Origin of the sequence: Bradyrhizobium frederickii, assembly GCF_004570865.1 — a bacterium.
Classification (GTDB): Bacteria; Pseudomonadota; Alphaproteobacteria; order Rhizobiales; family Xanthobacteraceae; genus Bradyrhizobium; species Bradyrhizobium frederickii.
Map to the genome: position 1 here is coordinate 35,833 of NZ_SPQS01000016.1, position 15,680 is coordinate 51,512.

A 15,680-nucleotide genomic window follows, 5' to 3' on the forward strand; every position below is an offset into this window, starting at 1 on the left:
AAGCTGGAGCGCGACTATTCCGCAGCCTGCTCCAGCGGCGCCACGCGCGGCAGGATGATCTGGATGCGCGTGCCGTTGCCCGGCTCGGAATCGAGATCGAGCCGCCCGCCGAGCCGATTGGTGACGATGCTGTAGACGATGTGCAACCCGAGGCCGGTGCCGCCCTGGTCGCGCCGCGTCGTGAAGAACGGATCGAAGGCGCGGCGACGAACGTCAAGCGACATGCCGCAGCCATTGTCAGAGAAGATGATCTCGACATTGTCCTTGCCGGACTCCCGCACCTGGATGTCGATCGTTCCCGGCCGGCCGTCCGGGAAGGCGTGCGCCACCGAGTTGAGGAACAGATTGGTCAGCACCTGGCCATAGGGGCCCGGATAGCTGTTCATGGAAAGATCGGGCTGGCACTCGACATTGAGCGTCAGATTGTGCTTGCGCAGGCCCGGTCGCAGGCTCATCACCACCTGCTCGGTGAGGTCGCCGAGATCGAAAGTACGCTGGTCCGAATAGTTGCGGTCGGCGGCGACCTGCTTGAACGACTGGATCAGCTCGGCGGCGCGGTTGAGATTGGAGACGAGCTGCGAGGACGCGTCGCGGCTGGTGCTGAGGAAATCGTTGAGCGTGGAGCGGCGGAGCTCGCCACGCTCGACCTCGGCGGTGAACATCGCGGTCTTGCGCTCCAGCGCGGAGGCGACAGTGAGGCTGATGCCGACGGGATTGTTGACCTCGTGCGCGACGCCGGCAACGAGGCGCCCCAGCGCGGCGAGCTTCTCGGCCTCGATCAGCGAGGCCTGCGTCTCGCGCAGATTGCGCAGCGCCGTCTCGGCGGCTTCCTTGGCCTTGCGCATCTCCTGCTCGCCGCGCTTGCGCTCGCCGATGTCGAGCGCGACGGTGACGATGCGCTCGATCTCGCCCTCGGCATCGAGCAGCGGCAGCTTGTTGACGAGCCATTGCCGCATGTTGCCGGAGACGTCCTTGTATTCCTCCTCGTAGAAGCCGAGCCCCTTTCGCAGGGCCAGCACGCGCTTGTCGTTCTCGTCGGTCTTGGCCGCGCCATAGCGCGACATCAGGTCCGCCGTGGTGCGGCCGAGCGCGTCGCCGGGCTCGATGCCGAAGATGCCGGCCATGTAGCGGTTCATCAGCACATAGCGCAGGTCGCGGTCCTTGACATTGATCACCGCCGGCACGGTGTCGATGACCTGCTGGAGCAGGCGCCGGCCTTCGGCAATGGCGTCTTCCGCCCGCTTCTGGTCGGTGATGTCGCGCAGCGTGCCCTCGTAGCGGACGATGTTGCCCGCTTCGTCCCGCACGCCGGTGGCGCTGTCGGAAAGCCACAGGATGTCGCCGCTGCGCTGGCGCACCTGATACTCGAATTCGCGCACCATGCCGTCACGCGCCATCAGCCGCTGGTATTCGGCGCGCGCCTCGGGATGGACATAGATCGTGTGGGCGATGTCGTTGATGCTGGCGATGAGATGCTGCGGGCTGTCGTAGCCCATCATCCGCGCCAGCGCCGGATTGGCGTTGAGGAGGTCGCCGGCCGGCGTCGTCACGTAGATGCCGTCGATCGAGCCCTCGAACAGTTTCCGGTAGCTCTCTTCGGCGAGACGCTGCTCGGTGAGCGCGCGCACCGCCGCCTCGCGTGCCGTGTCGGCCTCCTCCAGCGCGCGGCGGAAGACTTCGGCGGCACGCGCGATGTCGCCGATCTCGTTGTCGAGGTCGGCCGACGGGATCGAGGTGTCTTTCCGGCCCGCCGCAAGCGCGCGGATGGAGCGTGCGATCTGAGCCAGCGGACGAACCGTCCGCCGCACCACGAAGCCGGCCGCCAGAATGCCGATCAGAACGCCGATGCTGCCGAGCACGATGCTCTGCCATCGCGCCTCCGTCAGCGTGCGGGCAAAGTCGCGCGACAGCACATGGCCGCGCCGGTCGCTGACTTCGCGCAGCAATTCGGTGACGCGGCCGATCAGCCGCCCCTCGGTTCCCAGCACCTCGCGGTCGATATCGGCGATCTGCCGCTCGCGGACAGCCACGGCCATAATGGCCTCGGCATAGTCGTTCACCGCCGCCTTGAGCTTGGCATCGCCGATGTCCAGTGCCCGCATGTTCTGGGCGGCCTGCTCCGCGGCGGACGGGTTGCGCGCGAGCAGCCCGAGCGCGATGCGGCTCTGGGCCTCCGACAGGCGCGAGGCCAGCTCACGGTCGGCAGCGCCGGAGACGGCGACATCGAACTGTTCGCGCAGCGGCGGCAGGCCGGCCAGCAGCTGGGCGCGGCGGTCGATCAGGGTCGAGATCCGCTCGAGGCCGGTCCGATAGGTCGCGAGGCGTTCGGTGACCCCGTCGATCATGTCCTGCTGCTCGGGCGCGAGCTCGATGCGGGTCTTTTTCAGGATGTCGCTGAGCGTCGAGGCCGCCTCGCCCACCTGCTGGAACTGGATGCCGGCGCCGGGATCGGTGACGAAGTCGCGCGCGGCGAGGCGCAATTCGTTCATGCGACGGTCGATGTCCTCGGCGAGGTCGCCGACGCTCTGGAGCCGCTGCAGCTCGGCGAAGGTGGTGTCGATGTGCCGGATCGCGATCACGCTCGCGGTCGAGGTGACGATGATCACCGCCAGCACCAACAGAAAGCTGCCGAAGGTAAGCTGGCCGATGGAGAGCGAGAAGGTTCGCTTTTTCTCAGGGGTCGGCGTCAATTCGGCGGACATTGGGATGATGAGAGGACCGGGCTATTGGCGGCCCAATATACGACGTATTGCCGCCCGGGGGGAACATGCCTCCGGACGCCGTTTATGCTTAATATCGTGGTCCCGGAGCCCCTTCCCCGACCTATGACGGTTTGCCGCTCGCGAGCCGCCGGGCCGGGATCGTCATGGCGGCGACGCCGAGGACGACGCAGGCCAGCCCGATCCAGGCGGTCGGGCTCAGGCTCTCGCCGAGGAAGGCGACGCTGATGGCGACGCCGATGGGCACACGGAGATAGGCCTGCGCGGTGGTGCCGACCGAGCCAAGGGTCTGGATCAGGCGGAAGTAGATCGCAAACGCCGCGGCCGTCGAGAACACGGCGAGCGCAAGCAACGCCAGCACGGAGCTCAGCGACGGCGACAGCGTCCAGGGCTGCTCGACCGCGAGCGAGGCCGGAATCAGGACGGCGGCCCCGGCCAGCAGCGAGCCGGCGGCCGGCGCCATCGGGTCGAGGCCTCCAAAGCTGCGGCCGAAAATCGCGGCGCAGGCGTAGCAGATGGTGGCCGCGACGATGGCGGCCTCGGCGAGGAGGCCGCCGTCGATGTCATGGAAGGCATCGACGCCGACGATGAGGCAGATGCCGGCCATCCCCGCCACCACGCCGAACAGCTTTCGCGGGCTCGTCGCCTCGTGGCGGGTGACGACGGCCGTGAGCAGGAAGGTGAAGATCGGTGCGGCGGAGTTGAGGATGGTGGCGAGGGCGGCATCGACATGGCGCTCGCCCCAGGCGATCAGCGTCCAGGGGACGACGCTGTTGAGCACGGCCTGAAAGGCGAAGCGCCGCCAGGTCGCGGCGTCGCTGGGCATCTTGATGCCTCGCGCCCACATGACGGCGAGCAGCAAGAGGCCCGCGATCGTGGTGCGCGCAGCAATCAAGGTGATCGGCGGAATGGTGGCGACGCCGAGCTTGATGAGGGTATAGGAGCCGCCCCACAGCGTTGCGAGCGCGACCAGCAGCGCCAGCTCGGCGGCGATGTTGGTGTCCTGCCTGATATCCATGGCCTGCTCCGTCCTTCACAATGGACGGAACCTAACGCGACCACGGTCCTCAATACTTCGTCGGGCGTCGAAGTGTATTAACCCAGCGCTCCGACCTCGAATACCTCGCCGTCATAGCCGGCCTCGCGGGGAATGCGGAGCTGGCGGCCGGTGTCGGTCTTGGTCATGACCGGCATCACCGTGACGATCGACAGGCTGCGGGCATGCTCCATCGCGGCTTGCACCGTTGGCTGCTTCGCCAGCCGGATCAAATTGCGCGTGGTCGGGAACGGCAGCTTGAAGCGGCCGCTTTCGCCGCCCTCCACCGCCTCGCGCGGCGACACCCAGATCGAGTCGGTGGACTCCCGGCCGTCATGGGCGCCGAGCTGGTCCGGCGGCGCGGCCGCCAGGAAGAACCAGGTGTCGAAACGCTTGGGCATGCCCTCCGGCGTGATCCAGTGCGCGTAAGGCACCAGCGTGTCGAGCGCCAGCTGCAGACCGTTGTCGGCCAGGATGCTCAGGAAGCTGATCTTGTGCTCGTTGAGCGCGACGCGATGCGCGTCTGCGATCTCGCCGGCACGCCTGGCGTCAACGGGAGCGCCCGTCGCCTTCGACCGCGCCAGCAGGATGCCGCTCTCCTCAAAAGTCTCGCGGATCGCGGCGATGCGAAAACCCCGGTCCGCCTCGCTCAAGCCTTCCCCACCCGAATACAGGTCCGCACGGGCGACGATCTCCTTGTCGCCGGCATCGACGCTGCCGCCGGGAAACACCAGCGCGCCCGAGTTGAACTCGATCTGATGATGGCGAACCATCATGAAGACCTCGATCTCGCCGCGGCTCTTGCCGTCGGCCTGCGCGCCGTCACGGAGCAGGAGGATCGTCGAGGCCGGGCGTGATGCTGATGTCTCGGCCATGCAGCTAACCTGCGGCGCTGGATTGCGGGCCGAGATTGGCGCGCTTGTCGAAGCGGGCGACGCGCGACAGCAGATAATCCACCTCGGCCTTCGCCGTCGCGGTGATCGTCGCGCCCGGCTTGCGCTGCGCGCTGGAGGCGATGATGCCGCGCTTCTGCAGCACGTATTTGCGCACGGTCAGGCCGACCCCGGGCTGCTGCTCGTAGCGGATCAGCGGCAGATGCGCGTCGAACAAATCATGCGCGGCATCGCGCTTGCCGGCCTTGGAGAGGTTGACGACGTCGATCAGAAGCTCCGGGAAGGCGTAGCCGGTCATGGCGCCGTCGGCGCCGCGCTCCATCTCGAAGTCCAGGAACGTGCCGCCATTGCCGCAGAGGATCGAGAGTGGCCGGAGCGAGCCGTCCTTCTGGAAGCCGCGCAGCGTCGTGATCTTCTCCAGGCCCGGCCAGTCCTCGTGCTTGAGCATCACGCAGTTCGGATTGTCCATGACGATCTTGCGGATCACGGCGGGGGTGAACACCACCTGCAAGGTGAGCGGGTAATCCTGCAGCACCCAGGGCACGTCGGGGCCGATCGCCTCGGCCGCCTGCTTGAAATAGCCGATGATCTGATCGTCGGTGCGCAAGCTCGGCGGCGGCGCGATCATCACGCCGGCCGCGCCCGCGTCCATCGAGGCCTTGGCCAGCGAGCGCATGGTGGCAAAGCCCGGCGCGGAGACGCCGACGATGACCTGCATCTTCTTGGCGCGCTTGACGTAGCGCACCGCCACCTGCTCGGCCTCGGTGGCATCGAGCTTCGGGGCCTCGCCGAGGATGCCCAGCACCGTGACGCCGTCGCAGCCGACCTCCTCGTAGAAATCGGTCAAACGGTCGATCGAGCGCTCGTCGATGCGGCCGTCGTCATGGAACGGCGTCGGCGCGATTGCGAAAGTGCCCTTGGCGTCGGCGGTCAGTTTCATCAGTCTCGTCTCTCTCTGTTCGTCATTCCGGGATGGCCCGAAGGGACAGGGCCCGGAATCCATAACCACAAGCCGGGGTTATGGATTCCGGGCTCGCGACTTCGTCGCGCCCCGGAATGACAGTGTGGCTAAAACCGCCGCGCGCCCATCTTGATCTGCTCCTCGGAGAAGAAGATCTCCTTGGCGTGATCGGCGATGTCCCGGGCGTTCCAGCCCGTGTGCGGCGGCTTCCAGCCGTCCATTTCCATCATCCGCATTTCGCGCACGCCGCGGGGCCCGGACACGCCCAGCACCTTGCCGGTCTGGTCGCCCGACAAGTCGCTGACCATGTATAGCACGGCCGGCGCGATGCCGTCCGGTCCCAGCGCCGCCCCCGGGTTCTCCTTATAGCGGGGCAGGTCTGCGGTCATGCGGGTCAGGGCGCCGGGGGCGAGCGTCCAGATCCGGATGTTGTACTTGCGGCCCTCGATCGCCAGCACGTTGGACAGACCCCAGATGCCGCCCTTCGCCGCGCCGTAATTGGTCTGGCCGAAATTGCCGATCAGCCCTGATGTCGAGGAGGTGTTGACGATGACGCCGCCGCCGTTTTCCCGCATCCAGCGAAACACCGGCAGGGTGCAACAAAAGGTGCCCTTCAGGTGCACCCTGATGACCTTGTCCCAGTCGGCCTCGGAGGCCTTGGCGAAGGTCTGGTCGCGCAGAATGCCCGCATTGTTGACCAGGATGTCGGCGCGGCCGAAATGCTTGATGGCGTCGTCGAACACCGACTGACCGCCCTCCATAGTGGAGATGTCGGCGCCGTTGGCGACCGCCTTGCCGCCCTCGGCCTTGATCGCATCAACCACCTGCTGCGCCATGGACTTGTCGGCGCCGGAACCGTCACGGGGCCCGCCGAGGTCGTTGACGACGACCGAGGCCCCCTCCCGCGCGAACAGCTTTGCGTAGGCCTCGCCGAGCCCCCCGCCCGCACCGGTGATCAGCGCAACCTTGCCGTCGAGCAGTCCCATGGTGGCTTCTCCCTGTTGTTGCTTTCTCCTTCGCCTCTCCCCGCTTGCGGGGAGAGGCCTGAAATCAAGCGCAGCTTGATTTCAGGGTGAGGAGGAACCTCCGCGAACTCAACTGTCACCGTCCCCGGGGAGACTCCCCCTCACCCCAGCCTCTCCCCGCAAGCGGGGCGAGGGAGACGACGGCCTGTGCCCGCCTAACCCAGCACCGTCTTGCCGTTCTTGATCACGGTGACGCCGCGCGACTTCACCTTGGCTTCGAACGAGATCACGTTGCCGTCCTTCCAGAGGTCCATGGTCACGGTCTCGCCGGGATAGACCGGCGAGGAGAACCGCGCGACGTGCTGGCGGAAGGCGCCGGCGTCGTAGTCGGCATAGGTCTGCAGCACGCCGCGGCAGGTGATGCCGTAGGTGCACATGCCGTGCAGGATCGGGCGCGGGAAGCCGGCCTTCCTGGCGAATTCGGGATCGGAGTGCAGCGGGTTGCGGTCGCCGCAGAGGCGATAGACCAGCGCCTGGTCGGGGCGCGTGGTGATGTCGATGGTCCTGTCGGGGCTGCGCGATGGGATCTTGTGCGGATCGGGCTGGGTCAGGCTCGGCCCGCCAAAGCCGCCGTCGCCGCGGGCGAAGCGCGAGGCGACGAGGGTTGCGAGCTTCTCGCCCTTCTCGTTCTTCAGCACGGTCTGGTGCACGATGACGACGCCCTTGTCCTTGCCCTTGTCGTAGACCTCGAGCACGGAGGAATCGGCGGTGATGTTCGCGGCCACCGGCAGCGGCTGATGGAAGGTGATGTCGCGCTCGCCGTCGACCACCATGACGCGGTTGAGGTTCATCTCGCCCGGCCCCGAGCCCCACGCCGCTACGGACGCAAAGGTCGGCACCACCTTGAGCGGCCGCGGCGTCAACGTGCCCTCGTTGACGAAGGCGAGCTCGTTCTCGTCCATGGGATCGGCGCCGAGCCCGATGCCGTAGGCGTAGAGCATCACCTCGCGATCGGTGTAGGCGTATTTCTGGCCGAGGTTTTTGAGGGATTTGAGCTCTTCGTACCTGGCGGACATTTTGTTTGGTTTCCTCCCGGCATTTCTTCGGCGGGCGGCGGCGCCTATTGATGCGCCCTCTCCCCTTGTGGGAGAGGGCCAGATGCTGCCCGCAACAAACTCGTCTGGGTGAGGGGTTGGCTCCGCATCGAAAGCTTTCTCCGCGGAGCGATACCCCTCATCCGGCGCTTCGCGCCACCTTCTCCCACAAGGGGAGAAGGGAACTACGCCGGCGTGAAGAACGGCAGCGGCGCTCCGTCGGTCGGCTTGAACACCACCTTCACCTTCTGGCCGATCTTGAGCGTCGTGAGATCGCAGTCGACGAAATTGGTCTGCACCGACGGCCCCTCCTTCAGCGTGACATAGCCGATCGCATAAGGGCCGGTCGGCGACTTCCGCATCAGGCTCCAGGTGTAGATCGTGCCCTCGCCCGAGGCCTGCTCCCACACCGTTTTGTCGGAGTAGCAGAACGGGCAAATCGAGCGCGGGAAGTAGTGCGCCTCGCCGCACGCCGTGCAGCGCTTGATCATGAACTTGCCCTCTTTCGCCGCGTCCCAGAACGCGGCGGTCTCGGGGTTCGTCACCGGGGCCGGATATTTCTTCGCTTCACTCATCACACGCGCTCCAGAATGGCCGTCGAGGCGGCGTGGCGGACCCCCAGGAGGCCGCCGGTGCCGTGGGCGATGGCGAGATCGCAATTCTTGACCTGCACCTTCGGATGCGCCTCGCCGCGCAGCTGGCGCACGGCCTCGATGATCTTGGTCATGCCGCCGCGGTTGACGGGATGGTTGCTGCAGAGGCCGCCGCCGTCGGTGTTGAACGGCAGCTTGCCGACGCCCGAGATCAGGTTGCCGTCGGCGACGAACTTGCCGCCCTCGCCCTTCTTGCAGAAGCCGAGGTCCTCGAGCTGCATCAGCACCGTGATGGTGAAGCTGTCGTAGATCGAGGCGTACTTGATGTCCTTCGGCGTGATGCCGGCTTCCTCGAATGCACGCGGGCCGGACCAGATTCCGGCCGAATAAGTGAGGTCGAGATCCTTGCCGCCGCGCGGGCCCTTCATCGCCTCGCCATGGCCGATCAGGCGCACCAGCGGCTTCTTCAGGCTCTTGGCGATCTCGGGCGTCGTCACGATCAGCGCGCCGCCGCCGTCGGAGACGACGCAGCAATCCATGCGGTGGAGGGGATCGGAGATCATCGGCGAGTTTAGCACGTCCTCGACGGTGACGACGTCCTTGAGCATCGCATGCGGATTGTACTGAGCGTGATGCGAGGCCGCGACCTTGATCCAGGCCAGTTGCTCCGACGTAGTGCCATAGTCGTGCATGTGGCGCATGGCACACATGCCGTAGGCATTGTGCGTGGTCGCGCCGTAAGCGGATTCGAAATCGGCCTCGGCGCCGGCCGCGCGCGGCGGCATCGCGCCGGTGCGCGGCTTGCCGGCCAGCGTCACAAGCGCGATCGAGCACTTGCCCGCGGCGATCGCCTCGGCGGCATGGCCGAGATGGATGATGTAGGAGCAGCCGCCGGTCTCGGTGGAATCGATATGGCGTAGCTTCTTGGTGTTCAGGCCGAGATAATCGACCATCGGCCAGGCGCCGCCGGGCGCATCGCCCGCGCAGAAATAGCCGTCGATGTCGTCCTTGCTGATCCCTGCATCCTCGATCGCCCCCTTGGCAACCTCGGCGTGGAGCTGGGCGGTGGATTTATCCGGCGCATGCCGGGTCGGGTGTTCGTAGATCCCGGCAATGTAGGCCTTGCCCTTGATGGTCAAACTCAGGTCTCCGCTCGCGTTTCTTATTGCCCCGTTTTTCTGAACTGCGGTGGGCGGATTGGCAAGCGCGGAAATATTCCGTCCTGCGAGAGGGCAGCGGGTTGGCGCAAGTGGAGATGCTCTGGTGTCCCCGGACGCGCTGCAACGCTTCAGCGTTGCTGCGCAGAGCCGGGACTGATGCGGCTGCGAATTCAATGCACGAGGGTTCTGGGCCCCGGCTCTGCAGCGCACCGCCAAGAAGCGCTACGCTGCGTCCGGGGCACGACAGGCTGAGCAAGATCAGAGGTGCTCTGCCCGACGCTTCGATTTCGCGAAAACAACCCCATGCACAGTAGAACGGTGGTTGATTTCACACGAGAATTCGTAGGGTGGGCAAAGCGACTTGTCCGCCATAGCTCGAAGAGCGACGGCGGAAGCGTGCCCACGTCTTTTGCGCAACTACGGCGAGATGGTGGGCACGGCGCGTTGCGCCTTTGCCCACCCTACGGGACCGTCCTACTCCGCCGCGACCTGCCTCGGTGCGGACGGCGGGCTCGCGAGGTCGGCGGCGAGCTGGGCGTAACGAAGCTTGGCGTCGTTGACCGCCTTCTCCTTCACCGGGCCGTAGCCGCGGATGCGGTCGGGCAGCGAGAGCAATTCGACCGCGGTGTCGATCGTCACCGGCGACAACAGGCCGAGCACGGTCGTGACGTCCTTCTCGTAGCCGACGATCAGGTCGCGCTCGAGCTTGCGGTCGGCGCTGCGGCCGAAGATGTCGAACGGGGTGCCGCGCAGGAATTTGAACTTTGCCAGGACGCGGAAGACGTTCAGCATCCAAGGGCCGAAGGCGCGCTTCTTCGGGCGTCCCAGCGCATCGACGCCGCTCGCCAAGATTGGCGGCGCAAGGTTGAAGTTGAACTTGAAATCGCCCTCGAACTGATCGCGGAGCTGCTGCTCGAAAGCGCCGTCGGTGTAGAGGCGCGCGACTTCGTACTCGTCCTTGTAGGCCAGCAGCTTGGCATAGTTCACCGCGACCGCGCGCGGCAGCGCGTCGCCATAGCCGCCCTTCACCGCGGCCTCGCGAACCTGGTCGACCAGCTTGCGATAGCGTTTGGCCAGACGGCTGTTCTGATAGGCGGTCAGATGCTTGGCGCGATGCTCGATGACCTCGTCCAGCGTCATCGCATCCAGCGCCTTCGGCGCAACGACCTCGTCCGTTCCCTTCAGCATGTCGGCCAGACGCTGGGGATCGGCGACCGCGAGGCGGCCGAGGCGGAAGGCTTCCTTGTTCATCTTGATCGAGACGCCGTTGACCTCGATCGCCTGCTCGATCGCTTCCGCCGACAGCGGGAACAGACCCTTCTGATAGGCATAGCCCATCATCATCATGTTGGTGGCGATGGCATCGCCGAGCAGTTGCTCGGCCGGCTTGGTGAAGTCGAAGAAGACGGAGTCCTTGTGCAGCGCCGTCTCCAGCACCGCGTTCAGCTTGCGGGTCTGGAAGTTGAAGTCGCGGTTGAGGACGAAATCGGCGGTTGGGATGACATGGCTGTTGATGATGCCGCGGGTGCGGCTGGAGTCACACAGCGAGATGGTGTCCTTGGCGACGGCAACCACTTCATCTGCCGCAAGCACCAGATCGGCCGTGCCGGTGACGATGCGCGAGCAGGTCACCTCGGCCGGATGATCCGACAGGCGGACGTGGCTGAGCACCGCCCCACCCTTCTGCGCAAGACCTGACATGTCGAGGATCATCGAGGCCTTGCCCTCGATATGGGCGGCCATGCCGAGCAGCGCGCCGATGGTCAGAACGCCGGTGCCGCCGACGCCGCCGACCGCGATGTTGTACGGCCTATCAAGCGTCGGACGCGACGCCGGCTCGGGCAATTCGCCGATCTCGCTGAGCTCGGCCGGTGCGCGGTGGCGCGGCTTGCCGCCGTCCACGGTGACGAAGGACGGGCAGAAACCCTTGAGGCAGGAATAATCCTTGTTGCAGGACGACTGATTGATGGCGCGCTTGCGGCCGAACTCGGTCTCCAGCGGCTCGACCGAGATGCAGTTCGACTGCACCGAGCAGTCGCCGCAGCCTTCGCAGACCGCCGGATTGATCATGACGCGGCGCGCCGGATCTTCCATCAGGCCGCGCTTGCGGCGGCGGCGCTTTTCGGCCGCGCAGGTCTGCACGAACACGATGGCCGAGGTGCCCTTGTACTCCCGGCACATCTTCATGACCTTGTCGAGCTCGTCGCGGTGATACTTCTTCACGCCGGGCGCGATCGTGTCGGCCGGATAGGAGTCGGGCGCCTCTGAGACCAGATAGATCTCGCGGATGCCTTCGGCGTGGAGCTGGTGGGTGATCTGCTGCGGCGAGAGATCGCCGTCGTGGCGCTGGCCGCCCGTCATGGCGACGGCGTCGTTGTAGAGGATCTTGTAGGTGATGTTGGTCTTGGAGGCGACCGCCTGGCGGATCGCAAGAATGCCGGAGTGGAAGTAGGTGCCGTCGCCGAGATTGGCGAAGATGTGGTTCTCGTTGGTGAACGGCGCGATGCCGACCCACGGCACGCCCTCGCCGCCCATATGCGTAAAGGTCTCGGTCGAGCGGTCCATCCACAGCGCCATGAAATGGCAGCCGATGCCGGCGAGCGCGCGGCTGCCTTCTGGAACTTTCGTCGATGTGTTGTGGGGGCAGCCGGAGCAGAAATAAGGAGTGCGGGAGACGGGCGCGACCGCCTGCATCTGGGTCGCCTGGCGGCCGTTGAACCAGTCGGCCTTGACGCGGAGCATCTCCGCGATTTCAGGGTTGAGATTGAGCCTGAGAAGTCGCTCGGTGAGCGAGGTCGCAAGCGAGGCGACGCTGAGCTCGGCGGCGAAGGTCAAGAAGCGCTTGTCGTGCTCGTCCATCTTGCCGACGATGCGCGGGCGGACGTCGTCGCGCCAGTTGAACAGCTCCTGCTTGACCTGGTTCTCGACGATCTCGCGGCGCTCTTCGACGATGAAGATCTCTTCGAGGCCGACCGCGAACTGGCGCACGCCTTCCGGCTCGAGCGGCCAGGGCATGCCGATCTTGTAGAGGCGAAGGCCGATCTTTGCGGCGACCTCCTCGGTGATGCCGAGCTCGCGCAGCGCCTGGCGGACGTCCTCATAGCTCTTGCCCGAGGCCATGATGCCGAAGCGAGCATTCGGCGAATCCATGGTGACGCGGTTGACCTTGTTGGCGCGCGCAAAGGCGATGGCGGCAAAGCCCTTGTAATCCTGCAGCCGGCGATCCTGCTCGAAACGGTCATCGGGCCAGCGCAGATTGAGGCCGCCGGGCGGCAGCTCGAAATCGGCGGGGATGATGAAGGGCTTCATCTCGTCGGTGAGGTCGATCTCGGCGGTGGTCTCCACCGTCTCCGTGATCACCTTCATGCCGACCCAGCAGCCGGAATAGCGCGACATCGCGATGCCGAGCAGGCCCATCTCGATCATCTCGTGGATGCTCGAGGGATAGAGATAGGGCATCAGCGCGGACATGAAGGCATGGTCGGACTGATGCGGGACGGTCGAGGATTTTGCGCCGTGGTCGTCGCCGGCGAGGCACAGTACGCCGCCGTTCTTGGCCGAGCCCGCGGCATTGCCGTGGCGGAACACGTCGCCGCAGCGATCGACGCCGGGGCCCTTGCCGTACCAGATGCCGACCACGCCATCGTACTTCGCGCCGGGCGAGAGGTTGAGCTGCTGCGAGCCCCAGACGGCGGTGGCCGCCAGATCCTCGTTCACGCCGGGCTGGAACTTGATGTTGTACTGTTCGAGATGCTTGCGGGCGGCAAAGAGCTGCTGGTCATAGCCACCGAGCGGGGAGCCGCGATAGCCGGAGATGAAGCCGGCGGTGTTCAGCCCCGCCGCGCGGTCGCGCCGGATCTGGGCCATGGGCAGGCGGACCAGGGCCTGGATGCCCGTGGTGAAGACGTGCCCGGTCTCCTGCGTGTATTTCTGATCGAGACTGATCGGACCCTGGTTGATGCCCATGCTGTCCTCTTTTGCCGCCCTGTTCAGGTCTTGCCGACTTAAGCCGTTGCCGTCCCGTTGTTTTTAGCTAGGGCGCGCCAACCAATTCCGCCACTCTATGTCGGATATTTCACGCTCCGCACCACAAATCTGAACCAAGGCGAGCGCCGGGTAAAAATCGCAATTTCGTGGCCTGAAACACGCATGTCGTTTTCAATTTGTGTCACCATACCCCCGCCATCGCGAAATGAATGGATGCTCCCCCGAGCGGGATGCGGGCGTTTGGTCGCAGGAGTGGCTTCGATGCGGACGATTCTGGCTTGCTCGGTTGTTGTCGGTTTGGCGTTGTGCAGTGCGATTGCATGCGCAGCCCGCGCCGCCGAGCCGTCGCCGGAGCTGATCGCCCATGGCAAGGCGCTGGTCGAGGCCGGCGGCTGCGCGGGCTGCCACACCGCCGATCCGGCAAAACCCTTCGCCGGGGGCAAGCGCATTGAGACGCCCTTCGGCGCGATCTATGCGCCGAACCTGACCCCGGACCGCGACACCGGGATCGGCGCCTGGACGGATGCCGACTTCGTGCGCGCGGTGCGCACCGGCATCGCGCCTGACGGCTCGAACTATTACCCGGCCTTCCCGTATCCCTACTTCACCAAGATGACGAAGGACGACACGCTGGCGATCCGCGCCTATCTCGGCACGCTCGCGCCTGTCGCGAGCCGCAACAAGCCGCCGGAGCTGCGCTGGCCATTCGGCTATCGCGGCCTGATGCGGGTCTGGAACGCCATGTATTTCAAGCCCGGCCTGTTCGAGCCGGACCAGAGCAAGAGCGCGGCCTGGAACAGAGGCGGCTATCTCGTCACCGGGCTCGGCCATTGCGGCGCCTGCCATACCCCGAAGAATTTTTTCGGCGCTGACAGGGACGCGCAGGCGCTGTCCGGCAATGAGGTCGCGGGCTGGTTCGCTCCCCGGCTCGATGGCGCCGCGCGCACGGGATTGAAATCGTGGAGCGAGGCGGACATCGCGGAATATCTGCAGAGCGGACGCAACGCCAGGAGCCACGCCGGCGGACCGATGGCGGACGTCATCGTCAACTCCACCTCCAGGATGAGCGATGCCGACGTGCGTGCGATCGCGCTCTATCTGAAGAGCCTGCCGCCGGCACGGCGCGAGACCATCGTGACGCCGCCTGACGATGCCGAGATGAAAGCCGGCCAGGCCGTCTACGCGAAGCTCTGCGTCGCCTGCCACGAAGCCGACGGCACAGGCGCCCCGCGCATCTATCCGCCGCTGCCGGGCAATGCGCTGCTGCAATCCAACAATCCGTCCTCCACCTTGCGCATCATCCTCGACGGCGCTCACACCCTGACCACGCCGCGCGCGCCGAACGCCGGCGAGATGCCGGGCTATGCCAAGCAATTGTCCAACGAGGAGATCGCGGCCGTGACGAACTACATCCGCAATTCCTGGGGCAATTCGGGGCTGCTGGTGACGCCGGCGCAGGTCGCGAAGGCGAGGAAGGGGGAGTAGTCCACTCTCCCCGCACGCGGGGAGAGGCGAAGACGGCCCTACTCCCCATCCTCCGTGAACACGAATTTCGGCATCTCCCATGTGTAGCGCACCGCCAGCAGGCGGAAGCTGATGCCGATCACGAAGGTCAAAATGGTCGAGAGCTCGGCGTTGAGCTTGAGGCCGAACGCGGTCGCATAGAAAAGGCCGGTCACCACCGACACGCTGGCGTAAAGCTCGGAGCGGAACAGCAGCGGCACGTCGTTGCAGAGCACGTCGCGCAACACGCCGCCGGCGCAGCCGGTCACCATGCCCGAGACGATGACGATCGGCAGCGACGCGTCCATCTGCCAGGCGACGTCGCAGCCCGCCATGGTGAAGACGACGAGCCCGATGGCGTCGAGCACGATGAAGGCGACCTTCAATCGGTGCACGAGACGCGCGAACAGGATGGTGAGGAAGGCCGCGCCGCCGGCCAGCGCGAGATAGATCGGGTTCTGCACCCAGGCCAGCGGATAATGTCCAAGGAAGAGATCGCGCAGCGTGCCGCCGCCGAGCGCGGTGATGCAACCGAGGAAGCAGACCCCTAACCAGTCCATGCTGCGGCGCCCGGCGGCCAGCGCAGCCGTCATGCCCTGTGCGGCGACCGCGATCAGAGAAAGAAAATGCAGCACGCTATCGGTCGGCGGCAGGCTCCACATCGCCTTGTTCCCTCCTCGCGCCCCCTGGAACTCGCTTTCAGTTCCCGGGAACAACAGGTTCCCGATTCCCGGTGGCGGAGCAACATGCGACGAAAGCATAAGGAGC

Annotated in this window: 11 protein-coding genes; 1 reads left to right on the forward strand and 10 read right to left on the reverse strand. The window is 65.8% G+C overall.

Annotation, left to right across the window (positions count from 1 at the left end):
- Nucleotides 1-14 precede the first annotated feature (14 nt).
- The 9 genes from E4K64_RS25590 to E4K64_RS25630 all read right to left on the reverse strand — a co-directional run bounded on the left by E4K64_RS25590 (nucleotide 15) and on the right by E4K64_RS25630 (nucleotide 13,388).
- Nucleotides 15-2,702 carry a PAS domain S-box protein gene (locus E4K64_RS25590; RefSeq protein WP_135165981.1) on the reverse strand — a complete coding sequence of 896 codons (2,688 nt, stop codon included), beginning with the start codon at nucleotides 2,700-2,702 and terminating at the stop codon, nucleotides 15-17.
- Nucleotides 2,703-2,823: 121 nt separating this feature from the next.
- Nucleotides 2,824-3,738: a DMT family transporter gene (locus E4K64_RS25595; protein ID WP_135165982.1), complete on the reverse strand. Its 915-nt coding sequence runs from the start codon at nucleotides 3,736-3,738 to the stop codon at nucleotides 2,824-2,826.
- A 77-nt stretch (nucleotides 3,739-3,815) separates the two neighbouring features.
- A complete protein-coding gene (locus tag E4K64_RS25600) occupies nucleotides 3,816-4,631 on the reverse strand; it encodes an NUDIX hydrolase (protein WP_135165983.1) in 816 nt (271 codons plus the stop codon).
- 4 nt (nucleotides 4,632-4,635) lie between these two features.
- Complete coding sequence (locus tag E4K64_RS25605) at nucleotides 4,636-5,589, reverse strand: dihydrodipicolinate synthase family protein (RefSeq protein WP_135165984.1); 954 nt, start codon at nucleotides 5,587-5,589, stop codon at nucleotides 4,636-4,638.
- Nucleotides 5,590-5,717: 128 nt separating this feature from the next.
- Nucleotides 5,718-6,596 carry an SDR family oxidoreductase gene (locus E4K64_RS25610; RefSeq protein WP_135165985.1) on the reverse strand — a complete coding sequence of 293 codons (879 nt, stop codon included), beginning with the start codon at nucleotides 6,594-6,596 and terminating at the stop codon, nucleotides 5,718-5,720.
- Between the two features lie 194 nt (nucleotides 6,597-6,790).
- Entirely contained in the window at nucleotides 6,791-7,651 is an 861-nt protein-coding gene (locus tag E4K64_RS25615) for a MaoC family dehydratase (protein ID WP_135165986.1), read from the reverse strand.
- A 203-nt stretch (nucleotides 7,652-7,854) separates the two neighbouring features.
- Nucleotides 7,855-8,244, reverse strand: a complete 390-nt coding sequence (locus E4K64_RS25620; protein ID WP_126258142.1) for a Zn-ribbon domain-containing OB-fold protein — start codon at nucleotides 8,242-8,244, stop codon at nucleotides 7,855-7,857.
- Complete coding sequence (locus E4K64_RS25625; protein WP_126258141.1) at nucleotides 8,244-9,401, reverse strand: thiolase domain-containing protein; 1,158 nt, start codon at nucleotides 9,399-9,401, stop codon at nucleotides 8,244-8,246. The genes E4K64_RS25620 and E4K64_RS25625 overlap by 1 nt, the downstream gene beginning before the upstream one ends.
- 495 nt (nucleotides 9,402-9,896) lie before the next feature.
- Nucleotides 9,897-13,388 (reverse strand): indolepyruvate ferredoxin oxidoreductase family protein, encoded by a 3,492-nt coding sequence (locus E4K64_RS25630; protein WP_135165987.1) that lies wholly within the window; start codon nucleotides 13,386-13,388, stop codon nucleotides 9,897-9,899.
- A gap of 282 nt (nucleotides 13,389-13,670) precedes the next feature.
- Between E4K64_RS25630 and E4K64_RS25635 the strand changes: the two genes are divergently transcribed.
- A complete protein-coding gene (locus E4K64_RS25635; RefSeq protein ID WP_135165988.1) occupies nucleotides 13,671-14,894 on the forward strand; it encodes a c-type cytochrome in 1,224 nt (407 codons plus the stop codon).
- A 38-nt stretch (nucleotides 14,895-14,932) separates the two neighbouring features.
- Here E4K64_RS25635 and E4K64_RS25640 read toward each other — a convergent pair whose 3' ends face one another.
- Nucleotides 14,933-15,574 carry a trimeric intracellular cation channel family protein gene (locus tag E4K64_RS25640; protein WP_135165989.1) on the reverse strand — a complete coding sequence of 214 codons (642 nt, stop codon included), beginning with the start codon at nucleotides 15,572-15,574 and terminating at the stop codon, nucleotides 14,933-14,935.
- Between the last annotated feature and the right edge of the window lie 106 nt (nucleotides 15,575-15,680).

Excerpts from the sequence above, each read along its gene's own strand:
- E4K64_RS25605 (WP_135165984.1), bottom strand. The coding sequence starts at position 5,589 with ATGAAACTGACCGCCGACGCCAAGGGCACTTTCGCAATCGCGCCGACG.
- E4K64_RS25595 (WP_135165982.1), bottom strand. The coding sequence starts at position 3,738 with ATGGATATCAGGCAGGACACCAACATCGCCGCCGAGCTGGCGCTGCTG.
- E4K64_RS25640 (WP_135165989.1), bottom strand. The coding sequence starts at position 15,574 with ATGTGGAGCCTGCCGCCGACCGATAGCGTGCTGCATTTTCTTTCTCTG.
- E4K64_RS25635 (WP_135165988.1), top strand. The coding sequence starts at position 13,671 with ATGCGGACGATTCTGGCTTGCTCGGTTGTTGTCGGTTTGGCGTTGTGC.
- E4K64_RS25620 (WP_126258142.1), bottom strand. The coding sequence starts at position 8,244 with ATGAGTGAAGCGAAGAAATATCCGGCCCCGGTGACGAACCCCGAGACC.
- E4K64_RS25600 (WP_135165983.1), bottom strand. The coding sequence starts at position 4,631 with ATGGCCGAGACATCAGCATCACGCCCGGCCTCGACGATCCTCCTGCTC.
- E4K64_RS25590 (WP_135165981.1), bottom strand. The coding sequence starts at position 2,702 with ATGTCCGCCGAATTGACGCCGACCCCTGAGAAAAAGCGAACCTTCTCG.
- E4K64_RS25610 (WP_135165985.1), bottom strand. The coding sequence starts at position 6,596 with ATGGGACTGCTCGACGGCAAGGTTGCGCTGATCACCGGTGCGGGCGGG.
- E4K64_RS25615 (WP_135165986.1), bottom strand. The coding sequence starts at position 7,651 with ATGTCCGCCAGGTACGAAGAGCTCAAATCCCTCAAAAACCTCGGCCAG.
- E4K64_RS25630 (WP_135165987.1), bottom strand. The coding sequence starts at position 13,388 with ATGGGCATCAACCAGGGTCCGATCAGTCTCGATCAGAAATACACGCAG.